This window comes from Streptomyces sp. BA2 (genome assembly GCF_009769735.1).
Taxonomy (GTDB): Bacteria; Actinomycetota; Actinomycetes; order Streptomycetales; family Streptomycetaceae; genus Streptomyces.
This window is the reverse complement of record NZ_WSRO01000002.1, coordinates 1,457,152-1,478,049: the sequence shown is the minus strand read 5'-3', so window position 1 is coordinate 1,478,049 and position 20,898 is coordinate 1,457,152. Positions and strand designations below refer to the sequence as shown.

Here is a 20,898-nt window from a genome sequence, read left to right as displayed (position 1 = left end):
GGTCGACGGCATGGCAACTCCTGACTTCATCCGCACGATCCGGGCCGACGCGGGCCACCAGCTGTTGTGGCTCCCCGGGGTCACCGCCATCGTCTTCGACGACGAGGGCAGAGTGCTCCTCGGGCGGCGCTCCGACAACGGCAAGTGGTCGGTCATCGGCGGCATCCCGGATCCGGGGGAGCAGCCCGCCGAGTGCGCCGTACGCGAGGTCTTCGAGGAGACCGCGGTGCACTGCGTGCCCGAGCGCATCGTGCTCGTCGAGGCCCTGGAGCCGGTGACCTACCCGAACGGCGACACCTGCCAGTTCATGGACATCACCCTGCGCTGCCGCGCCGTCGGCGGAGAGGCCCGCGTCAACGACGACGAGTCGCTCGAAGTGGGCTGGTTCGCGCTGGACCAGCTGCCCGACCTGCACGAGTTCGGGGTCTTCCGGATCAAGCAGGCCATGGCGGAGGAACAGCCCGCCTGGTTCAACCGCTCCTGAGCTCCGCCTCCGGCGGTATCAGCCCGCCTTGAGCATGTCGGCGCACTTCTCGCCGATCATCATGGTGGTGATGCACGGGTTGACCGCCGGCAGGAACGGCATGACCGACGCGTCGGCGACACGAAGCCCGGTGACGCCCTTGACCCGCAGTTCCGGGTCGAGCGGCGAGTCCGCGTCGTCCGTCGCGCCCATCCGCACGGTGCCCGCCGGGTGGTAGACGGTGTTGTGGGTCTGGCGGATGTAGGCGAAGAGCTCGTCGTCGGTCGTGGCGTCCGGTCCCGGAGCGAGTTCGGCGCCCGCCCAGTCGGCCATCGGGGCCTGCGCCGCGATCTCCCGGGCGAGCCGGAGCCCGTACGTCATCACGCGGATGTCGTGCTCGTGCGTGAAGTAGCGCGGGTCGACCATCGGCTTGTCCCGGAAGTCGCGGGTGCGCAGCCGGACCGTGCCCATGGAGCGGGCCCGCGTGACGTTCGGAGTGAGGCAGAAGGCGTTGTCGGTGGTCGGATAGCCGCGCCGGTAGGTGTTCATGTCGAAGGGCACCGAGCCGTAGTGGAACATCAGGTCCGGGCGGTCGAGGCCCGGTTCGGTGTCCGCGAAGATGCCGATCTCCCACCACTGCGTGGAAGAGGTGACCATCGGCTGCTTCGCCTCCCACATGATCACGCCCTCGGGGTGGTCCTGGAGGTGCGCGCCGACCCCGGGGCTGTCCACCCGCACCTCGACACCGCACTCGCGCAGATGCCCGGCAGGACCGATACCCGACAGCATCAGAAGCTTCGGCGAGTCGATGGCCCCGCAGGACACGATCACCTCGTGGCGCGCCGTGATGCTCCCGCTGTGAATGGTGTCCGGTTCCAGGTACTCGACGCCCGTACAGCGCCGGTTCTCATCGAACAGCAACTGCCTTGCCTGCAGGCCGGTGCGCACCTCAAGGTTGGGCCGCTTGCCGAGGATCGGGTGCAGATACGACACCGATGCGGACGAACGGGTGCCGTCCGGGCGGGAGTTGATCTGGAACCAGTGGGCGCCGCGCACCACCGTCTTGCCGGTGTTGAACGGCGTCGTGGGGATGTCCGCCGCCGCACACGCCTCCAACAGGGCGGTACCGCAGGGGTCGTTCGGCGGGACGCTCATGATGTTCACCGGGCCCGAGCGGCCGTGGTGGTCGCCGGGCGCGTCGTTGGTCTCCAGACGCTGGTAGAGCGGGTAGCAGTCCGCCGCGCTCCAGCCCGTGCAGCCCAGCGAGCCCCACTCGTCGAGGTCCTCGGCGGGGGCCCAGAAGGCGATGCAGGAGTTGTGCGACGAGCAGCCGCCGAGCACCTTGGCACGGGCGTGCCGCATGAAGCTGTTGCCGTTCTCCTGCGGCTCCACCGGGTAGTCCCAGTCGTATCCGGACTCCAACAGGGCCATCCACCGGTCCAGTTGGAGGATGTTGTCGTCGCCGACGTCAGAAGGTCCTGCCTCAAGGACACAGACGCTGACGTCCGGGTCCTCGGTCAGCCGCGCGGCGACGACGGCGCCTGCCGTGCCGCCGCCGACCACCACGTAGTCGAACTCGGCCTTGGGACTCTCAGCGGGCATGACGACTCCAGATCAGAGGGGTTCAGGGTGCGGCCGGCGGTGGCGGGGGAGACGTGGGGTCGACGGCCTCTTCGAAGCGGTGCTCGGCGAGCACGCCCGTCTTGTGCCGCTGCACGAACCAGTAGTAGGCGAAGCCGCCGAGGGCCACGACGCCGATGAAGAGGAACGCGCCCCAGCGCAGGTACCAGTGCTGGGGTCCGGTCGCGTTGTAGACCTCCGCGCGGGGCCAGGCCAGGTTGAGGGACATGGCCGCGCCCCAGAGCACCGCGATGATGTTGATCGGCAGGCCCCACCGGCCGAGCGAGAACTTCCCCTCGGCGGGCGTCCACTCGCCGCGCAGCCGCTTGAGCAGCATGGGCACGGTGACGAGCAGGTAGGCCACGTAGATCATGATGATCGCGATGCTCGTGATCACCGAGAAGATCTGCGGCTGGTTGATGTTGATCACCAGGATGACGACACCCACGACACCGATCAGCACGGCGGGCACCACGGGGGTCTGGAAGCGGGGGCTGACCTTGGCGAGATGCGTGCCTGCGGGCAGGTTGTTGTCCCGGGCCATGGCGAACATCAGCCGGATACCGGCGGCTTGCACGGCCAGCACACAGACGGTGATGGCGACGACCACCGTCCAGAGGAAGATCTCACCGATGGTCGAGCCGAGCGTCTCGAGCACCACGTACTGCAGTCCGCCGGTGGAGAGCTCCTCGGCCTGCAGATCCGGCACCGCGAGCAGGGCGAACAGCAGGATGAACGCGCCGATGGTGAAGGAGGCGATGAGGGCACGGAGAATGGCGCGAGGCGCGTTGCGGCCCGGATTGTGCGACTCCTCGCCGAGCGAAGAGGCCGTGTCGAAGCCGTACATCACATAGGCGGAGGCCAGCGACGCGGTCAGGAAGGCGCCGAAGTACCCGAGCGTCTGGCCGCTGCCGAGGCCGTTCGTCTCGGTGAGGGCGCTGCTGGGACCGCGGGTGATGTGCGCCGCCAGGAAGATGATCAGCGCGACCGCGGCGATCAGCTCGATGAACACACCAGCCGAGTTGATCCGGGCCATGAGCTTGACCCCGAAGGCGTTCACCGCGGTGGAGAACAGGATGAGAACCGTGCCGAGGAGCACGGCGTTGGCCGCTGCGTCGTTCTTGCCGCTGCCGTCACCCACGAACTGGAACCACTCGGAGATCTGCGGCAGCGTGATCTGGTAGGCGAGTGCCACGGCGGAGAGCGTGACCATGGTGGCCGTCATCATCATCCAGCCGCCGAGCCAGCCGACGTGCGGACCGCCCATCTTCTTGGCCCAGTTGTAGATGGAACCGGCGACCGGATACCGGGCGGCGAGCTCGCAGAAGCAGAGGGCCACCATCAACTGGCCGGCGAAGACCATCGGCCACGACCACCAGTAGGCGGGGCCGCCGAAGCTGACACCGAAGTAGAACAGCTGGAAGGTGCCGGTCAGGATCGAGATGTAACTGATCCCCGCGGCGAAGGTGTGGAAGTTGCCGAGGGTGCGCTTGAGCTCGGGGCGGTAACCGAGCTCGCCCAGGGCGTCGTCGTCATCCTGGCTCTGGGACCTCGCCGGGGCGGTGGGGTCCGGTCCTGGGCCGTTGTCCGTACTCATTCGAACCACCTCTGCGGGGTCGGTGCGAGGTTGCGCCAGATGTGTTTGGCCTCTTGGTACTCGGCAAGGCCCGCCGGGCCCAGTTCGCGGCCGAAGCCGGACTGCTTCATGCCGCCCCACTCCGCCTGCGGCACGTAGGGATGGAAGTCGTTGATCCACACCGTCCCGGCGCGCATCCGGGACGCCACGCGGTGCGCCTTGCCGGTGTCCTGCGACCAGACGGCTCCGGCGAGTCCGTACACGGTGTCGTTGGCGAGCGCGACCGCCTCGTCCTCGTCCCGGAACCGCTCGACGGTGAGCACCGGGCCGAACGACTCGTCGGTGACCACGGACATGCCGGGGGTGCACTCGTCGAGCACGGTCGGCGGGTAGTAGTAGCCGTCCCGCAGCGCCGGATCGTCGGGGCGCGCGCCGCCGCAGCGAAGGACCGCGCCCTCGGCGATGCCGGCAGCCACGTACGCCTCGACCTTGTCGCGGTGCGCGGCGGAGATCAGCGGCCCTGTGCGGGCGTTGAGATCGAAGGGGCCGCCGAGCCGGATCTGCTGCGCCCGCTCGACCACGGTGTCGACGAACCTGTCGTGCAGTGAGTCCTCGACAAGGAGGCGTGCCCCGGCCGAACAGACCTGGCCCGAGTGCAGGAAGATCGCCATCAGGGCGTAGTCGACCGCCGCCTCGAAGTCGGCGTCGGCGAAGACGATGTTCGGGTTCTTGCCGCCCAGCTCCAGGGCGACCTTCTTCACCGTGGGGGCCGCGGCGGCCATGATGCGCCGCCCGGTCACGAGCCCGCCGGTGAAGGACACCATGTCGACCCGCGGGTCCTCGCTGAGCGGCGCGCCCGCGGTGGGGCCCGCGCCGAGGATCAGGTTGGCGGCCCCGCCGGGCAGCCCGGCCTCGGTCAGCAGGCGCATCAGGATGATGGCCGTGTGCGGGGTCAGCTCGCTGGGCTTGAGGACGAAGGTGTTGCCCGCGCCCAGCGCCGGGGCGACCTTCCAGGCGGTCTGCAGCAGCGGATAGTTCCACGGAGTGATCAGCGCGCACACCCCGACCGGCTCGTGCACCACCCGGCTGTCCACTTCCGCGCTGCCGGCATCGACGATCCGGTCGGTGCCGCCCGCCGCCGTCAGGTTGCCGAAGTAGCGGAAGCAGTTCGCGATGTCGTCCATGTCGTACTCGCTCTCCACGAGCCGCTTCCCGGTGTCCAGGGATTCGGCGCGGGCGAGCGCGTCCTTGTCGCGTTCGAGGAGGTCGGCCACGCGCAGCAGCAGGCGGCCGCGTTCCGCCGCCGGGGTGCCGGGCCAGGGGCCGCTGTCGAAGGCCTCACGGGCCGCGGCGATCGCCGCGGCGGCGTCCTTCGGTCCGGCCTCGTCGACGGTCGCGACCAGGGTGTTGTCCGCCGGGCAGCGGATCTCACGTACCTGCCCGTCCACGGCAGTGGTCCATGTTCCGCCGATGAACAGCTCCGGCATGACGGCTCCTCGGGGGTGGGATGCGCGGGTGCTCCACGAAAGGACGGTAAGGAGAAAGGGCCGGGTCCGCACTACATGAGCCGCTATTCGGCGCAGCGGTCTCGATCCGCCCCCGCAGGATCAGGCGTCCCCGAAGATCGTGTGCGCGCCACTCGGTTAGCCTGAAGGCACGATGAACCAGCTGATCACGTCATGGGGCGCGTACGACCTCACACGGTTTCCCGAGGACCCTCGCGACCCGCTGCGTGCCTGGTCCGCCGCCGACGCCTACCTTCTGCGGCACCTCGCGGGCGAGACGGAGCCCGCGGGTGAGACGGAGCCCGCGGCTGAGACGGGGGAAGCGGCGAAGTCCGTCGACCTCTCCGGCGCCGTGGTCGTCGTCGGTGACCGCTGGGGCGCGCTGACCACCGCGCTCGCCGAGCACCGGCCGACGCTGATCACCGACTCGTTCCTCGCGCGGGAGGCGACGCGGGCCAACGTGGCACGCGCCGGGGTCGCGCCGGACGCGGTGCGGCTCTCGACGACGGATGACGCCCCGCCGAGCCGGATCGACGTACTCCTGGTGCGCGTGCCGAAGAGCCTCGCGCTCCTGGAGGACCAGCTGCACCGGCTCGCGCCCGCCCTGCACGCGGGCACGGTCGTCGTCGGCACCGGAATGGTCACCGAGATCCACACCTCGACGCTCGACCTCTTCGAGCGGATCATCGGCCCTACGCGGACGTCGCTCGCCCGGCAGAAGGCGCGGCTCATCTTCAGCACGCCGGACCCGGAACGCGACGCGGGGCCCAGCCCCTGGCCCCGCAGCTACGTCCTCGACGCCGACTCCGGAGCGGGGTCCGGGCTGACGGCCGTCAACCACGCCGGGGTGTTCTGCGCCGACCGCCTCGACATCGGCACCCGCTTCTTCCTGCGCCACCTGCCCACGGGCAGGGGCGCCGCGGGAGGCGGCCCGCACATCGTGGACCTGGGCTGCGGCAACGGCGTGCTCGGCACGGCCGCCGCCGTCGCCGACCCCGAGGCCACGGTCACCTTCATCGACGAGTCGTATCCCGCCGTCGTCTCCGCGGAGGCCACCTTCCGGGCGAACGCCGCCGCGTCCACCCGGGCGGAGTTCGTCGCGGGCGACGCGCTGTCCGCCGTCCCCGCGGGATCGGTGGACCTCGTACTGAACAACCCGCCCTTCCACAGCCACCAGGCGACCAGCGGCGCGACCGCCTGGCGGATGTTCGCCGGAGCACGCGCCGCGCTGCGTCCGGGCGGCGAGCTGTGGGTCGTCGGCAACCGCCACCTCCAGTACCACGTGAAGCTGCGGAAGCTCTTCGGCAACTCCCAAGTCGTCGCGTCCGACCCGAAGTTCGTGGTCCTGAAGGCGGTCAAGCGCGACCGCTGACACCGCGCTCACACTGCCTCAGGCGTCGAAGGCGGTCGCCCGGGTGATCTTCTCCCAGGTGGCGATCTCCGCGCGGACCGAGTCGAGGTGGCCGACGACCGCGTCCACGGCGTCCTCACCCAGCGGCAGCCGCAGCGGAGTCCCCTCGGCGTCGAGCGCGGTGATGATCGCGGCGGCGGCCTTCGCCGGGTCGCCCGGCTGCTCACCGTCGCCGCCCGCGACCATCGCGCGGGTGGCGCCCGCCGTCTGGGCGTAGTCCGGGATCTCGACGGGGCTCGCGCTGGTGTTGCCGAACAGACTGGTCCGGAACGCGCCGGGCTCCACGACCAGGACCTTGATGCCGAGCGGCGCCACCTCCTGCGCCAGCGCCTCCGACATCCCCTCAAGGGCGAACTTCGTGCCGCTGTACGCCGAGAACCCCGCGAAGGACATCTGCCCGCCCATGCTGCTCATCTGCACGATCGCTCCCGAGCGCCGTGCCCGCATGTGCGGAAGGACGGCGCGGGTCAGCGCGGCCGGGCCGAAGACGTGCACGTCGAACAGGGCGCGCAGCTCGGCGTCCGAGTCCTCCTCCAGGGCGCCGACGTGGCTGCGGCCCGCGTTGTTCACCAGGACGTCGACGCGGCCGTGCCGGTCGGTGACGTCACGCACGGCGGCCTCGATGCCGGCCGTGTCCGTCACGTCCAGGGTGAGGGCCTCGACCTGGTCGGGGTGGGCCGCGACCAGGTCGTCCAGGGACGACGCGTTACGTGCGGTGGCCACGACCACGCCGCCGGCGGCGACGGCCGCCTCGGTGATCGCCCGGCCGAAGCCGCTGTTCGCACCCGTCACGAGCCATACCTTCGTCATCACGAACTCCCTTGAGGTGGCGGCCGGTTCATTCGTCTCCGGCTGTGTGGATCAGCCTGCGGCAGAATCGGGTGGCCCGTCCAAGACCTGACGTGATAGCTGATGGTTATGGACCTTCACGGCAGGGACGTACACAGCAGGGATCTACGCTATTTCGTCGCGGTGGCACGGGAGTTGCACTTCACGCGGGCCGCCGAGCGGCTCTTCGTCTCGCAGCCCGCACTGAGCAAGCAGATACGGGCGCTGGAACGCCAGCTGGGCGCCGAGCTGTTCGTGCGGGACCACCGCGGTGTGCGGCTCACTTCCACGGGTACGGCCCTTCTGCCGCACGCCCAACAGCTGCTTGACACCTGGCAGGTGGCTTGCGAAGCGGTGGAGCGCGCGAAGTCCGATGAGCGGGCCTCGCTCTGCGTGGGCATGAGTACGCGACCGGCCCGTGGCGGACTCCTCCCGGCGGTGCGGTCCCGCTTCGGCGAGGCCAGGCCGGAGGCCACGGTCCGGCTGAAGCAGGTGAGTTGGCAGGACGCGAGTGCGGGGCTCGCGGACGGCACGGCGGACGTGGCTTTCGTCTGGCTGCCACTTCCCGACCCGGAGCGCTACGCGTGGGTGGTGGTCGCCGAGGAGCCGCGTCATGTGGCCCTGCCCGAGACGCACCGCCTCGCGGGCCAGGACGAGGTCGACTTCGCCGATCTCGTCGACGAGCCCTTCCTCGCGCTGCCCGAGAGTGCGGGCGCGCTGCGGGGTTACTGGCTCGCCCTGGACGCCCGCGCGGGCCGCCCGCCCCGCATCGGCGCGGAGATCGCCAGCACCGACGAGACGTACGAGGCGCTGGTGGACGGCCGCGGGGTCTGCCTGGTGGCGGCGGGCAACGCACCCCTGATCATGCTGGGCGGCGTCGTCACGCGCCCGGTCCGAGGCATCACGCCCAGCCGGTTCGCCCTGGCCTGGCGCGTGGGCGAGGACCGCCGCCCGCTGGTGAGCGCGTACATCAAGGCGTGCGGGGAGGTGCTCGGGCGGACCCTCGGGCAGGCGGAGTAAGAGCCCCCGGGCGTATCTCGTCGCAACCGTTGACCTTGCCCCAACACCCCCTTACCGTTTCGGCGTTCGGAGTATCAGATGGCGTTCGAAATCACGAACGTCGACGTGAGGGGACGCTCGCACCATGGAGCGCAGAGTGCTCAAGAAGACCGCGTGGCGGCTGCTGCCGTTCCTCGGCCTGCTGTATGTGATCGCCTACATCGACCGCTCGAACGTCGGCTTCGCGAAACTGGAGCTCCAGGCCGAACTGGGCGTCAGCGCCACGGCGTTCACCCTCGGCCAGGTCTTCTTCTTCACCGCGTACGCACTCTTCGAGGTGCCGAGCAACCTCATGCTGCACCGCGTCGGCGCGCACCGCTGGATCGCGCGGATCCTGCTGACCTGGGGCCTCGTCACCATCGCCACGACGCTCGTGCAGAGCACCTGGCAGTTCTACCTGGCCCGGTTCGCGCTAGGCGCCGCCGAGGCCGGATTCTTCCCCGGGGTGCTCTACTACCTCTCCCGCTGGTTCCCCGGCAGCCACCGGGGCCGCGCCATCGGCGCGTTCATGCTCGCCGCGCCCGTCTCGTTCATCGTCGGCAACCCGCTGATGGGCGCCCTGATGGACCTCGACGGGACCTGGGGCCTGACCGGCTGGCAGTGGGTCTTCCTGGCCACCGGCATCCCGGCCGTGCTCATCGCCCCGGTCGTCCTCGCCCGGCTGCCCGCGGGACCGGAGCAGGCGCGCTGGCTCGCCGCCGATGAGCGCCGGTGGCTCACCGATGCCCTCGCCGCCGACCGTGCGGAGGCGGGCGAACAGCCGGGGCACGCGCTCGCGGTCCTGCGCGACCGACGCGTCCTGACCGCGGCCGTCTTCTTCCTCGCCTTCCCCCTCTCCACCTACGGCCTGTCCTTCTGGCTGCCCACCATCATCGACGGCTTCGGCGACCTGACGAGCACCGAGGTCGGCTTCGTCTCCGCCATCCCGTACGTCTGTGTCGCCGCCGGACTCGTCGTCGTACCCCGCCTGGTGGCGCGCCGCGACACCCCCTATCTGTGGACCGCGGCGATGCTCGGCCTGACCGTCGCCGGGTTCACCGTCACCGCGCTCTTCGGCTCACCCGTCGTGCAGATGCTCGGCCTGTGCGCGGCCGCGGTGGGCGGATACGCGGCGCAGCCCGCGTTCTGGGCGCTGATCCCGCGCTTCCTGACGGGCGCCGCCGCGGCCGCCGGCATCGCTGCGGTCAACGCGGTCGGCAACCTCGGCGGCGGCTTCGGCCCGCTCGGCATCGCGGCGGTCGTCGACTCCACGGGCAGCGCGCTGACCGGCCTGCTGTTCCTCCTCGCGGTCGCCGTGCTCGGCCTGCTCGCCGTCCCCCTGCTGCGGCGCGCGCTGAGCACACCGCCCGCCCCTCCGTCCGTTCCGACGCCCGAGGCGCACTCCGCCGCGGAGAAGTCCATCCCGTAGATAGACCAGCCCCACCCACCAACCCGCCCACCGAGGGAGCCCCATGAGCCACAGCGAAGTACCCAGCCGCAGAACCGTGTTGAGAGGAACGCTGGCCGCCGGCGCCCTCGCCGCCGCACCGGCCATCGCCCAGGCGGCGCCCGCCCACGCCGCGCCCCGGGCGGCCGCCGCCTACCGCAACCCGCTCGTCGAGCAGCGCGCCGACCCGCACATCCGCCGCCACACCGACGGCCACTACTACTTCACGGCGACCTCCCCCGAGTACGACCGCATCATCCTGCGCCGCTCCCGCACCCTGCGCGGCCTGACGCGGGCGGACGAGTCCGTCATCTGGCGGCGGCACACCAGCGGAGACATGGCCTCGCACATCTGGGCGCCGGAACTGCACCACATCAACGGCAAGTGGTACATCTACTTCGCCGCGGCCCCCGCCGACGACGTGTGGAAGATCCGCATCTGGGTCCTGGAGAACGTCAACGCCAATCCCTTCAAGGGGAGTTGGACGGAGAAGGGGCAGCTCACCACGGCCTGGGACACCTTCTCCCTGGACGCCACCACCTTCACGCACCGCGGCAGCCGCTACCTCGCCTGGGCGCAGTACGAGCCCGGCATGGACAACAACACCGGCGTCTTCCTTTCCCGCATGTCCAGCCCCTGGACCCTGACGGGACCGCAGATACGCCTGACCACACCCGAGTACGACTGGGAGTGCGTCGGCTTCAAGGTGAACGAAGGCCCGTCGGTCATCCAGCGCAACGGCCGCGTCTTCCTCTCATACTCGGCGTCCGCGACCGACTTCAACTACTGCCTGGGGCTGCTCACCGCGGACACCCGCAGCGATCTCATGGACCCCGCGTCCTGGGCGAAGTCGCCGACGCCCGTCTTCACCAGCAACGACACGACCAAGCAGTACGGCCCCGGCCACAACTGCTTCACCGTCGCCGAGGACGGCCGCACCGACGTCCTCGTCTACCACGCCCGCCAGTACAAGGACATCGTCGGCGACCCCCTGAACGACCCCAACCGCCACACCCGCATCCAGAAACTGGGCTGGAACCCGGACGGAACACCGGACTTCTGCATCCCCGTCGCCGATGCATAACTCAGGGTGATGTTGCCGCTACCTTTGGTTCATGTCGTCTGTGCAGGAGCAGCTTCCCTCACGAGAGAATCCACCTTGGGCCCCGTGGCTGTGCTGGGGCGGGCTTGTCATCGTCGGCACGCTGGCGTTGGTGAACCCGTTCTGGGGCCGGGACCGACCCGAAGCGCACGAGGAGGTCTCGCTGCAGGTGGCGGCCGGCACGAAGAGGGCCAGCGCGATTGTGGGGGGCCGCGTCGATGAGTTCAAAGACGGGTTGTTGTTCGACTGGTCTCTGATCACCCCCGGCTACACGTTTCTGCTGCTCGCGGTGTTCGGATTCGGCGCCCTGTATCTCTACCTCCCGGTGTCACGGAGGCTCGCTGTCCGCGCGCTCGGTGCCACCGTGGTGATGGCGGCGGCGGACGTCGCTGAGAACGTTTTCCTCTACAGGGCGCTCAACCGGCTCTCCGACGGCGATCCGGCCGGCCACCTCCAGTGGGCGGCCTACTGTGCCCTGGTGAAGTGGGCTCTCGCCATCCCCTTGGCCGCGTGTGCTCTGTGGATCGCCGCCACTCTCATCTCCCGCCGGTTCTTGGGGAAGGCTCGGGTGAAGAGTGCGGAAAAGCGTCGTCCGCGTGCCCTCGTACGCAGCGCGTACGGCATGGCCAAGGGGACGGAGAACGGCGACGACAGGCCGGACATCATCGCTCCGCCCGCGGCACCGCACGCCTCAACGCCCCTGCCCGACTGGTCCGCCCGCCCCTTGCCGGAGAAGCCCGATGGCAGCGCCAAGTCCCGCTGGCGGACAAGGGCGTTGCTGCTCCCCGGCCGGGAAGCGGCAGAGGTAGGTATCTGTGTCTCCGGCGGTGGCATCCGTTCGGCCTCGGTGACCCTTGGCGCTCTTCAGGCCTTGAGGGAAAGGGGCGTACTGGATCAGGCGCGGTATCTGGTGTCCGTGTCGGGCGGCGGCTACACCGCAGGAGCCTTCCAGTTGGCACTCACCGAGCAGCAACCCGAAGACCGGCGGGGCGATCCACTCGCACGGGCGGACCTGGCGGAACCCGAGGACGCGTTCGCCCCGGGCAGTCCCGAGGAGGACCACATCCGCCGGCACGCGAAGTACCTCGCGGACGGCCCCCTGGAACTGCTGCTCACCCTGGGCACAGTGCTGCGGGGACTGCTCGTCTCCCTCGGCATGCTGACCCTGGCGTTCGCCGTGGCCGGCCTGTTCCTGAACTGCCTCTACGGGCTCGTCCCCGTAACGGAACTTGAGCAGTTCCGCCCCGCCGAGGGAAAGGGCATCCCGGGTCTGAAGCTCTACGAGCACGTATGGATTCCCCTTCTCGGCGTCCTCGGACTGGCCGCCGCGGTGTCCGTGGTGGGTGCCGTGCTCCGGGCGGCCGACGGAGAGTCACGCCAGGAGTGGGTGCGGAGCACCGTGAAGGCGCTCGTGGTCCTCGCGCTGACGATCGCCGCGTACACGGTGGTCATTCCTGCTGTGATCTGGTTCTTCGCCTGGCTGGCTCAGGTTCAGCCGTTCCTGCCCGAGGGCGACACCGGGAGGTCACCGGTCGGGGTGTCCCTGCTCGGCGCGCTCGCCGCGGCGGCAACCGCGGTGGCATCGGTGTTCACCGCGGTCCACCGGCAGGTGAAGAAGGTGAAGCCGGACGGTGAGAAGGCCGGTCTGTTCGGCGGGTCCGGCAATGTCATCAGCTTCCAGGGCAGCGGCGGTTGGCTGAAGGTGATCATCAGCTGGCTGACGCTGTTCCTGGTCGGCTTCTTCGGCCTCGCTCTCCTCGCGTGGACCGCCGTCTACGCCGACGACTGGCACAGGGGATGGAAGGTGTCCCTGCCGGTCGCCCTGCTCATCCTCCCGTTCGTGATCGACCAGACCACTTTCAGCCTGCATCCCTTCTACCGGCGTCGGCTCGCCGGCGCGTTCGCCGTACGACGCGCGGTGCTCAAGGACACCCCTGAGGGTTCTGTGGGCGTGCTGCCGTACGACTACAACGCCGAATCGACCCAATTGAGCACCCATGCGAAGCAGGTGGACGGCAGTGCGCGGAGGGGACGATTCCCGCAGGTCATCTTCGCTGCCTCCGCCGCCGTTTCGTTGCGCAACCGCACGGCACCGGGCCGTCCCGCGGTCCCCTTCACCTTTGCCTCCGACTACATCGGCGGGCCCGACACCGGCTGGGTGCGCACGGACACGATGGAGAAGACAGCGCATCCACTGATTCGCCGGGACCTCACCGTGCAGTCCGCCATGGCCGTGTCCGGAGCCGCTTTCGCCTCAGCCATGGGCACGCAGACGATGGCCTTCGAGCGGCTGCTCGCGCTGTCGAACCTTCGGTTGGGCACCTGGGTGCCCAACCCCGCCTATCTGGCCGAGGTGGCACGGCACGGTCCCGACTGGATCATGCCCCGGCTGCCACGGGTACGGCGGCTGCGATATCAGGTGCAGGAACTGGTGGGCCGGTACTCGGACACGAGCCCTCTGCTGCTGTGCACCGACGGCGGGCACTTCGACAATCTCGGTCTTGTCGAAATGCTCCGGCTGCGCTGCCGGACGATCTACGTGATCGACTCCAGTGGAGACACACCCCCTCTGGCCACCACCCTGGCCCAGGCGGTGACCCTGGCTTACGAAGACCTCGGCGTGGTCATCAAGTTCGACCAGGAAGAGATCCTCAGGCTCGTGCCGGGCAGCGCCGTCCCGATCCGGCCCGAGGAACCCATGTCCGCCCTGAACGCCCGGCTCTCCGCGAGCTGTGTCGTGACCGGGGACGTCACCTACCCGGAGAGCATCGAATTCCCGGACGGTGAGGAGCGCTTCACCGAGGGGAAGATCATCGTTGTCAAGGCGAACCTCACGCGCGACATGGACTACGAACTGTTGAGCTACGCCTTGGAGGAGAAGGTCTTTCCTCGGCAGAGCACGTTCGACCAGTGGTTCGACCACGCCCAGTTCAACGCCTACCGTGCCCTCGGCCATCACATGAGCACAGCAGCGGTAACGTATCAGCGTCCCTGTCGTGCCACGTAGTAGACGTTGAGGATGTCGCCCTCGACCTGGCGGACGTCGACGTCGTCGAATCCGGCCTCGGCCAGCATGCGCAGGGCAGTCTGCCTGCCCCACACCGTGCCGAGGCCGGCGCCGCCCTCGCCGAGGGAGACGGTCATGCAGTAGAAGACCGAGAAGGTGTAAAGGGTGGGGCCCAGCGGATGGTCGAGGTTCTCCTCCAGCTTGCTCGATGCCGCGATGTCCCCCATCAGGAACACCCCGTCGTCGCGCAGGGCATCGGCGATCGCCGACAGAGTGCGCGCCGGGCGGGCCAGGTCATGGATCACGTCGAAGGCGGTGATCAGGTCGTAGGAGCCGGTCAATTCGGCCGAGTCCGCCACGTCGAACCGGACGTTCCCAAGACCGAGCCGCGCGGCCTCGTCGCGAGCCGTCGCGATGCCGGTCTCGGACATGTCCACGCCATGGAAGCGGCTGGCGGGAAACGCCTTGGCCAGGACCATCACCGCATGCCCCTGCCCGGTGCCGACGTCCAGCACGTCGATGCCTTCACGCAGCCGCTCCGGGAGGCCGGGTGCCACCGGGACGATGCCGTCCACCAGGGCGGCGTCGTACACCCGCGCAGTCTCCTCGGCCTGGAGCTCCTGGAAGCGGGGATAGGACGAGTACGGCACGCCGCCGCCCTTGTGGAACGACTCGAGGACCTGATCCTCGACGATGCCCAACAGGGCGAGGTCCTGCATGAAGGAGGCCATGTTGTCGGGACCGGCGGCCCGGACGAGGGAGGCGGCATGTTCGGGCGGCAGCCAGTACGTGCCGTCCTCCGGGGCGTACTCGACGAAGCCGCCCACGGTCATCCCGCCGAGCCACTCCCGTACGTAGCGTTCATCCAGGCCCGCGGCCTCGGCGATCCGCTCGCTGGTGGCCGGCGGCAGGCCGGACAGCACGTCGAACAGCCTCGTCCGGTGACCGAGGCTGCACAGGTATCCCAGGCAGGAGTCATTGAGCACCTCGACCATCCGCTCCGCGAACCGCTCCTGTCGTACCGGGTCGAGGTCACGTGTCTGCGCGGTCATCTCGCTCCCCATCCTTCGGCCCGGGAGCGGCGGGCGGGGCGCTCGGCCACACCTGGTCGAATTGACCGGTTTGCTCCAATTTTACGCCGGAACTCCGAGGACGGCCCCGGAGGGGCCGTGGTTGTCACATAGCCAGGTCACTGGAGAAGGGGACGCACGAAAGAGCGCACGAAGGCGTTGCGGAACTTCCCCCGTGGGTCGAGGCGTTCGGCGAGGGACGCGAAAGCGGCCGCGTGCGGATAGCGGGCTCCCAGCTCGGCGGGATCGGCGGCGAACACCTTGCCCCAGTGCGGCCGGGGCCCGAACTGCGCCAGGCGCTCCTCGACGAGCGCGATCACCGGGAGCACGGCCGCCGCGTCCGGCACCCACGTGAAGTGGAACGCCACGGTGTCCCGGCCGTGGGCGGGGCTCAGCCACTGGGTGTCCGCGGCCACAGTGCGCGTCTCGCACACCTGGAGCACGGGCGCCACCTCGTCCCCGATGGCGGCCAGGGCGCGCAGCGCGGCCACGGCGTGCTCGCGCGGCAGCAGATACTCCGACTGGAGTTCGGCACCGCTGCTCGGCGTGAACTCGGGCCGGAAGTGCGGCAGCCGCTCGTGCCACGGCCCCGGAACGCCCAGCTGCTGCGTGCAGTTGACGGCGGGCATCCCCGGCACGGGGTGGCGTGGCTCCTGCACGGGCGCCGCCCACGGGAAGTCGACCGGGGCATCGCCGCGCTGCTTGAGCCACACCTGGTTGAAGCGCGGCCCACGCCAGTCCGTGAAGAGACTGACGCTGTACGCCGCCGCTGCCACCGCCTCGAAGTCCAGCTCCGTCAGCGGGAGTTCGCCGAACACGTGCTGGCTCACCGTGTAGGACGGCTCCAGATCGAGAGTGAGGGCAAGGACCACGCCGAGTGCGCCGAGCGAGACCACGGCGCCGTCGAAACCGTCGTCGCCACGGTTCAGTACGCGGGTCTCCCCTTCGGCGGTCACCAGCTCCACCGTGCGCACGACCTCCGCGAGCGACTGGTTGCCGTTGCCCGAGCCATGCGTCCCGGTGGCGACCGAACCGGCCACCGAGATGTGCGGCAGCGAGGCCATGTTGGGCAACGCGAGCCCGAACGACGCGACGTGCCGGGCGAGTTCGGCGTACCGCACGCCGCCTGATACGCGCACGGTGCGCGCCGCGGTGTCCACGTCGATGGACGGATCGAGAGCGGAGAGTGAGAGAAGGGCCGTGTCCGCTCCGTCGCCGTCCACATCGGCGATCCGGTTGAAGGAGTGGCCGCTGCCGAGCACCCGCACCTGCCGGCTGCCCGCGACGAGTGCCCGCAGGGCGGACGGCGACGCGGGCCGGTGCAGCTCACGGGCCGAGAAGGTGATGTTCCCGGCCCAGTTGGTCACGGCACCGTCCCGGCCGGTGGCCAAGGTGTCGTCAGTCATGTTCGGGTCCCTCCCTCACGGCCGCGGGGGAGTGAGCCCTCCGCGGCCTCGTCCTCGTACGTCAGGGTCCTCGTACGTCAGGGTCCTTGTACGTCAGGCCGATCCCCGTATCACCAGCTCCGTCGGCAGGATGACCGCGGCCGGGTCCTCGCCGCCCAGCTGGGCGAGCAGTACCCGCACCATCTCGGCGCTGATGCGGTCCCAGGGCTGGCGGACCGTCGTCAGCTCGGGGCGGGCGGTCAGCGCGGCGGGCGAGTCGTCGAAACCGCCGACCGCGATGTCCTCCGGGACGCGGCGGCCCGCGCGGTGGAGGGCAGTGAGGACGCCCTGCGCCATGAGGTCCGAGGCGACGAAGACGGCGTCCAGGTCGGGAGCCTGGTCCAGGAGACGGGTCGCCGCGGCCTCGCCGCCCGCCCGGCTGTAGTCGCCGGACACGACGAGCCGCTCGTCGACCGCGATCCCCGCCTCGGTGAGGATCTCCCGGTACCCCGCGAGCCGGTCCACACCGCCGGGGGTGTCGAGCGGCCCGGTCACCGTGCCGACGCGGCGCCGCCCGAGGGAGAGGAGATGGCGCACCATGTCGCGGGCGCCGTCCCGGTCGTCCGCGGCGACATAGCTCACCTTGGACGCCTGGCCGATCGGCTTCCCGCACGCCACCAGGGGAACCCCCGCCTCCCGCAGCTCGTCCGCGACGGGGTCACCGGAGTGGCTGGAGACGAGGAGCACCCCGTCGACGTGGCCCGCGGTGATGTAGCGCATGATGCGGCGCCGCTCGTCCGGGGTGCCGGCCAGCATCAGGAGCAGCGGGATGTCGTGCGCGGCGAGCGCCTGCGTGCAACCCCGCAGCAGGACATTGAAGTTGGGGTCTTCGAAGAAGCGCTCCTGCGGTTCGGTGAGGAGGAAGCCCACCGAGTCGGAGCGTCCGGTTATCAGGGACCGCGCGTGGCGGTTGACGACGTAACCGGTCTTGCGGATCGCCGCGTTCACGGCCTCCTGCGCGGAAGGGCTCACGTAGTGCCCGCCGTTGAGGACGCGGGACACCGTGCCGCGCGAGACGCCGGCCTCGCGGGCCACGTCGTGGATCGTCGGCGGCCTGCGCCTGCCCCCCGTTGCGTTCATGGTCACGACTTTACGGCTCCGGACAGCAGGTCGAGGCTCCAGAAGCGCTGGATGACCAGGAAGAGGGCGATGAGCGGTACGACGGCGAGAAGGGCCCCGGTGATCACGAGGGTGTAGAGCGCGGGGGTGTTGGAGCCCTGTTCCAGGAGCGTGAACAGGCCCAGCGTGATGGGGAACTTCTCGTCGTCGCTGAGCATGATGTAAGGGAGCAGGAAGTTGTTCCACACGGCCACGAACTGGAAGAGGAACACCGTCACGAGGCCTGGCACCATCATCGGCAGCGCGATCCGCGTGAAGATCCGCCACTCGCTCGCGCCGTCCATCCGTCCCGCCTCCACGACGTCGCCGGGCACGGCGGAGGCGGCGTAGATCCGGGCGAGGTACACGCCGTAGGGGGAGAGGACGAGCGGCATCAGGACCGAGGCGTACGAATCGGTGAGGTCGGCCTTCGCGAGGAGGAGGTACTGCGGGACGGCCAGGATCACCGGGGGCATCAGGACGCCCGCCATGAGGATGTTGAAGACGGTCTCGCGGCCGCGGAACCGGTAGATCGCCAGCGCGTAGCCGCTGACCGCGGAGACGGCCGTGGACAGGAGCGCGCCGAGGCCTGCGTAGAGGGCGGAGTTGCCCATCCAGCGCCAGTAGATTCCGTCGCGGTAGGCGGACAGGTCCGTGACGTTGTCGGCGAAGCCGCTGCCGGGCCAGAACGTGAACGTGGAGAACAGCTCGCGGCCCGACTTGGTGGAGGCGATCACCACCCAGAGCACAGGTAGCAGGCAGTACAGGGCGCCGAGCAGCAGCACGGCGGTCGGCAGGACGGCGATCCGGCGGGGCGGGGCCGCGGGCGGGCCCTGCGCGGTGCCGGGGGTGGTGCCCGGGGCGGGCCGGGTCTTGCGGACGGCGAGTGAACTCATCGGGCCGCCTCCTTCTTCGTACGGGAGTTCGCCGCGCGCAGGAACCCGAAGGACAGGACGAGCGTGGCGAAGGCGATGATCACGGCGGTCGCGGCCGCCGAGTTGATGTCACCCTTGCCGAAGGCGTCCTGGTACACCTTCATCAGCGGACTCCACGTGGTGGAGACGGAGTTGGTGAGCGGCTTGAGGGTGGTGGGTTCGCTGAACACCTGGAGCGTCGCGATGATCGAGAAGAAGAAAGTGAGCACCAGAGAGGGCGCCACCATCGGGATCTTGATCCGCAGCGCGATCTGCAGCTGTGAGCAGCCGTCCAGCTTCGCCGCCTCGTGGACCTCGGCCGGGATGGCCCGCAGCGAGGTGTAGATGACGATCATGTTGAAGCCGGCGCCGCCCCAGACCGCGATGTTCGAGAGCGCGAGGTAGAGCGGGCCTCCGTCGAGCAGGTCGGGCTGCGGCAGGCCCAGCTTGTCGAGGACGAAGTAGAAGGGGCTGACGTCCTGGAGGTAGAGAAACCCCCACAGGAGCGCGGCGATGACCCCGGGCACGGCGTACGGCAGGAAGATCGCGAGGCGCGTGAACGACGTCAGACGCACCCGTTCGGTGTCCAGGAGCAGCGCGAAGAGCAGGGCCAGGCCGAGCATCACCGGGATGACGATGGCGCCGTAGCCGAGTACGCGCAGCGCGCCGTGCAGGAGCTCGGAGTCGGTCAGCGCGTCGGTGTAGTTGCCGATCCCGGCCCAGACCTCGCGCCGGGCGTCCTTGCCCAGACCGAGGCCCTTCACCTCGACCTTGTGGAGGCTGAGCCAGAGCGCGTAGCCGATGGGCAGCGCGAAGAAGAGCGCGAAGAGCAGCGTGGCGGGGAGCAGGAAGGCGTACGGGGCGCTCTTGACCCCGTACGACGTCCTGCGGCGGGGGCGTGCGGGACGTGCAGGGCGTGCGGGACGTGCAGCGGTCACGGCGCGACTCCGAAGCCCTGCTTCTTCAGGTCGGCGACGGTGGTGTCCTGCATGGTGTTCAGGGCGCCGCCGAAGTCGGACTTGTTCTTGGCGGCCGCGCCGAAGGCGTCCTTGAACGAGGTGTACGCGACGTTCACGTTCGGCCCCCAGGCGCCGGGCGCCGCGGTCTTCGCGATCTCGGCGGCCTGCGGGTAGAAGTCCTTCTGGCCGGCGAAGAAGGCCGGGGGTTCGGCGAAGGCGCCGCTGGTCTGGGCCGCGGTGGCGGCGGGGTAGATGCCGCCTTCCTTCGCGAGCGCGTCCAGGGCCTTGGGATCGGTGTTCAGCCAGGCGGCGAACTTGGCGGCGGCGGCCTTGTGGCCGCTGTCGGTGGTGACGGCGGTCGACGAGCCGCCCCAACTGCCGGTGGTGTTCGCGCCCTTGGACCACTGCGGCAGCGGGGCCATGGCCCACTTGCCCTTGGTGTCGGGTGCGGCGGTGGTGAGGGTGCCGGGCGCCCAGACGGCGCTGACCCAGGCGATCTGCTTGCCGGTGTTGAGGGCCTTGTTCCAGGCGGGGGTATACATCGGCTGGTTGTCGATGGCGCCCTCCTTCACGAGGCCGCCCCAGAAGTCGGCGACCTTGCGCGTGGCGCCGTCGTCGATGCCGACCTTCCACTTCTCGCCCTTGGTGGTCCACCACTTGGCGCCCGCCTGCTGGGCGAGGCCCGCGAAGAGCCCGGAGTCGTTCGCGGAGAACGTGGTGAGGTCCTTGTCCGGGGCCTTCTTCTTCAGCACGCGGGCGGTCTCCGCGAACTCGTCCCAGGTGGCGGGGACCTTCAGGCCGTACTTCTTGAACAGGTCCGCGCGGTAGTAGAACATCATCGGCCCCGAGTCCTGCGGCACCGCGTACACCGCGTCCGAACCGAGCGTCGTCTGCTGCCAGACGCCCTCGGGGAACTCGCCCTTCACCTGGCCCACTTCACCGGATATGTCGGCGAGCGCGTCATTGCTGACCAGGGTCGGCAGCGCCTGGTACTCGGCCTGGACGAGGTCGGGGGCCTTCTTGGCCTTGTGGGCGGTGAGGATCTTGGTGACGAGAGTGTCGCCGGACGCCTGCTTCTTGACCGTGACCTTGATCTGTTCCTTCTTGCCGGGGCCCTTGTTCCACAGATCGACGACCTTGTCCATGCCGGGCGTCCACGCCCAGTACGTCAGGGAGGCGGGGCCCGACGCGTCCTGGCTCCCGCCGTCCGACGAGCCGCAGGCGGTGAGGGTGGCGGCGCCGAGGGCGAGGGCGAGCGAAGTGGCGTGGAAGCGACGGTGCTTGGTGAACGGCATGAATGGTCTCCCCTGACCGGGTGGCTGTGCCGACTGCGTCGAGCGGCCTGCCACGCATCTGTGAGCGTTCACAGTAGAGAAACATCCAGGACACTTGTCAATGGTTGTTGCTGTGCGGTT

At 69.7% G+C, this 20,898-nt stretch carries 16 protein-coding genes; 6 read left to right on the top strand and 10 right to left on the bottom strand.

The genetic code is table 11. The annotated features are described in order from the left end of the window. The first annotated feature begins 10 nt into the window (after positions 1–10). On the top strand, positions 11–484 hold the full coding sequence (locus E5671_RS09180; protein ID WP_160503348.1) for an NUDIX hydrolase: 474 nt from the start codon (positions 11–13) through the stop codon (positions 482–484). Between the two features lie 18 nt (positions 485–502). On the opposite strand, the gene E5671_RS09175 is transcribed toward E5671_RS09180, so the two are convergent. Genes E5671_RS09175 through E5671_RS09165 form a run of 3 tightly spaced genes read right to left on the bottom strand, consistent with a single transcriptional unit; the run spans position 503 to position 5,146 of the window. After that, positions 503–2,065: a GMC family oxidoreductase gene (locus E5671_RS09175; RefSeq protein ID WP_160503347.1), complete on the bottom strand. Its 1,563-nt coding sequence runs from the start codon at positions 2,063–2,065 to the stop codon at positions 503–505. A gap of 22 nt (positions 2,066–2,087) precedes the next feature. Further along, positions 2,088–3,680: an APC family permease gene (locus E5671_RS09170; protein ID WP_160503346.1), complete on the bottom strand. Its 1,593-nt coding sequence runs from the start codon at positions 3,678–3,680 to the stop codon at positions 2,088–2,090. Further along, positions 3,677–5,146, bottom strand: a complete 1,470-nt coding sequence (locus E5671_RS09165) for an aldehyde dehydrogenase family protein (protein WP_160503345.1) — start codon at positions 5,144–5,146, stop codon at positions 3,677–3,679. The genes E5671_RS09170 and E5671_RS09165 overlap by 4 nt, the downstream gene beginning before the upstream one ends. Positions 5,147–5,318: 172 nt before the next feature. Here E5671_RS09165 and E5671_RS09160 point away from each other — a divergent pair, with 172 nt between their 5' ends. Next, the gene (locus E5671_RS09160) at positions 5,319–6,536 is read left to right on the top strand and encodes a methyltransferase (RefSeq protein WP_202121057.1); all 1,218 of its coding nucleotides are present in this window, start codon (positions 5,319–5,321) and stop codon (positions 6,534–6,536) included. Between the two features lie 18 nt (positions 6,537–6,554). On the opposite strand, the gene E5671_RS09155 is transcribed toward E5671_RS09160, so the two are convergent. Next, positions 6,555–7,385: an oxidoreductase gene (locus E5671_RS09155; RefSeq protein ID WP_160503344.1), complete on the bottom strand. Its 831-nt coding sequence runs from the start codon at positions 7,383–7,385 to the stop codon at positions 6,555–6,557. A 102-nt stretch (positions 7,386–7,487) separates the two neighbouring features. Here E5671_RS09155 and E5671_RS09150 point away from each other — a divergent pair, with 102 nt between their 5' ends. The 4 genes from E5671_RS09150 (at position 7,488) to E5671_RS09135 (ending at position 13,997) form a co-directional block, all read left to right on the top strand. Beyond that, the gene (locus E5671_RS09150; protein WP_160503343.1) at positions 7,488–8,423 is read left to right on the top strand and encodes a LysR family transcriptional regulator; all 936 of its coding nucleotides are present in this window, start codon (positions 7,488–7,490) and stop codon (positions 8,421–8,423) included. 124 nt (positions 8,424–8,547) lie between these two features. Further along, positions 8,548–9,870: an MFS transporter gene (locus E5671_RS09145; protein ID WP_160503342.1), complete on the top strand. Its 1,323-nt coding sequence runs from the start codon at positions 8,548–8,550 to the stop codon at positions 9,868–9,870. Between the two features lie 43 nt (positions 9,871–9,913). Next, positions 9,914–10,972 carry a glycoside hydrolase family 43 protein gene (locus tag E5671_RS09140; protein ID WP_160503341.1) on the top strand — a complete coding sequence of 353 codons (1,059 nt, stop codon included), beginning with the start codon at positions 9,914–9,916 and terminating at the stop codon, positions 10,970–10,972. A gap of 31 nt (positions 10,973–11,003) precedes the next feature. Then, positions 11,004–13,997 carry a patatin-like phospholipase family protein gene (locus E5671_RS09135; protein ID WP_160503340.1) on the top strand — a complete coding sequence of 998 codons (2,994 nt, stop codon included), beginning with the start codon at positions 11,004–11,006 and terminating at the stop codon, positions 13,995–13,997. Here E5671_RS09135 and E5671_RS09130 read toward each other — a convergent pair. The 6 genes from E5671_RS09130 to E5671_RS09105 all read right to left on the bottom strand — a co-directional run bounded on the left by E5671_RS09130 (position 13,973) and on the right by E5671_RS09105 (position 20,778). After that, positions 13,973–15,049 carry a class I SAM-dependent methyltransferase gene (locus E5671_RS09130; protein ID WP_160503339.1) on the bottom strand — a complete coding sequence of 359 codons (1,077 nt, stop codon included), beginning with the start codon at positions 15,047–15,049 and terminating at the stop codon, positions 13,973–13,975. The genes E5671_RS09135 and E5671_RS09130 overlap by 25 nt on opposite strands. Positions 15,050–15,186: 137 nt before the next feature. Beyond that, positions 15,187–16,473 (bottom strand): FAD-binding protein, encoded by a 1,287-nt coding sequence (locus tag E5671_RS09125; RefSeq protein ID WP_160503338.1) that lies wholly within the window; start codon positions 16,471–16,473, stop codon positions 15,187–15,189. Positions 16,474–16,566: 93 nt separating this feature from the next. Beyond that, positions 16,567–17,598 (bottom strand): substrate-binding domain-containing protein, encoded by a 1,032-nt coding sequence (locus E5671_RS09120; RefSeq protein ID WP_160503337.1) that lies wholly within the window; start codon positions 17,596–17,598, stop codon positions 16,567–16,569. After that, the gene (locus tag E5671_RS09115; protein WP_160503336.1) at positions 17,595–18,506 is read right to left on the bottom strand and encodes a carbohydrate ABC transporter permease; all 912 of its coding nucleotides are present in this window, start codon (positions 18,504–18,506) and stop codon (positions 17,595–17,597) included. The genes E5671_RS09120 and E5671_RS09115 overlap by 4 nt, the downstream gene beginning before the upstream one ends. After that, complete coding sequence (locus E5671_RS09110; RefSeq protein WP_160503335.1) at positions 18,503–19,462, bottom strand: ABC transporter permease subunit; 960 nt, start codon at positions 19,460–19,462, stop codon at positions 18,503–18,505. Before E5671_RS09110 ends, E5671_RS09115 begins: the two co-directional genes overlap by 4 nt. Further along, a complete protein-coding gene (locus E5671_RS09105; protein WP_160503334.1) occupies positions 19,459–20,778 on the bottom strand; it encodes an ABC transporter substrate-binding protein in 1,320 nt (439 codons plus the stop codon). The genes E5671_RS09110 and E5671_RS09105 overlap by 4 nt, the downstream gene beginning before the upstream one ends. Between the last annotated feature and the right edge of the window lie 120 nt (positions 20,779–20,898).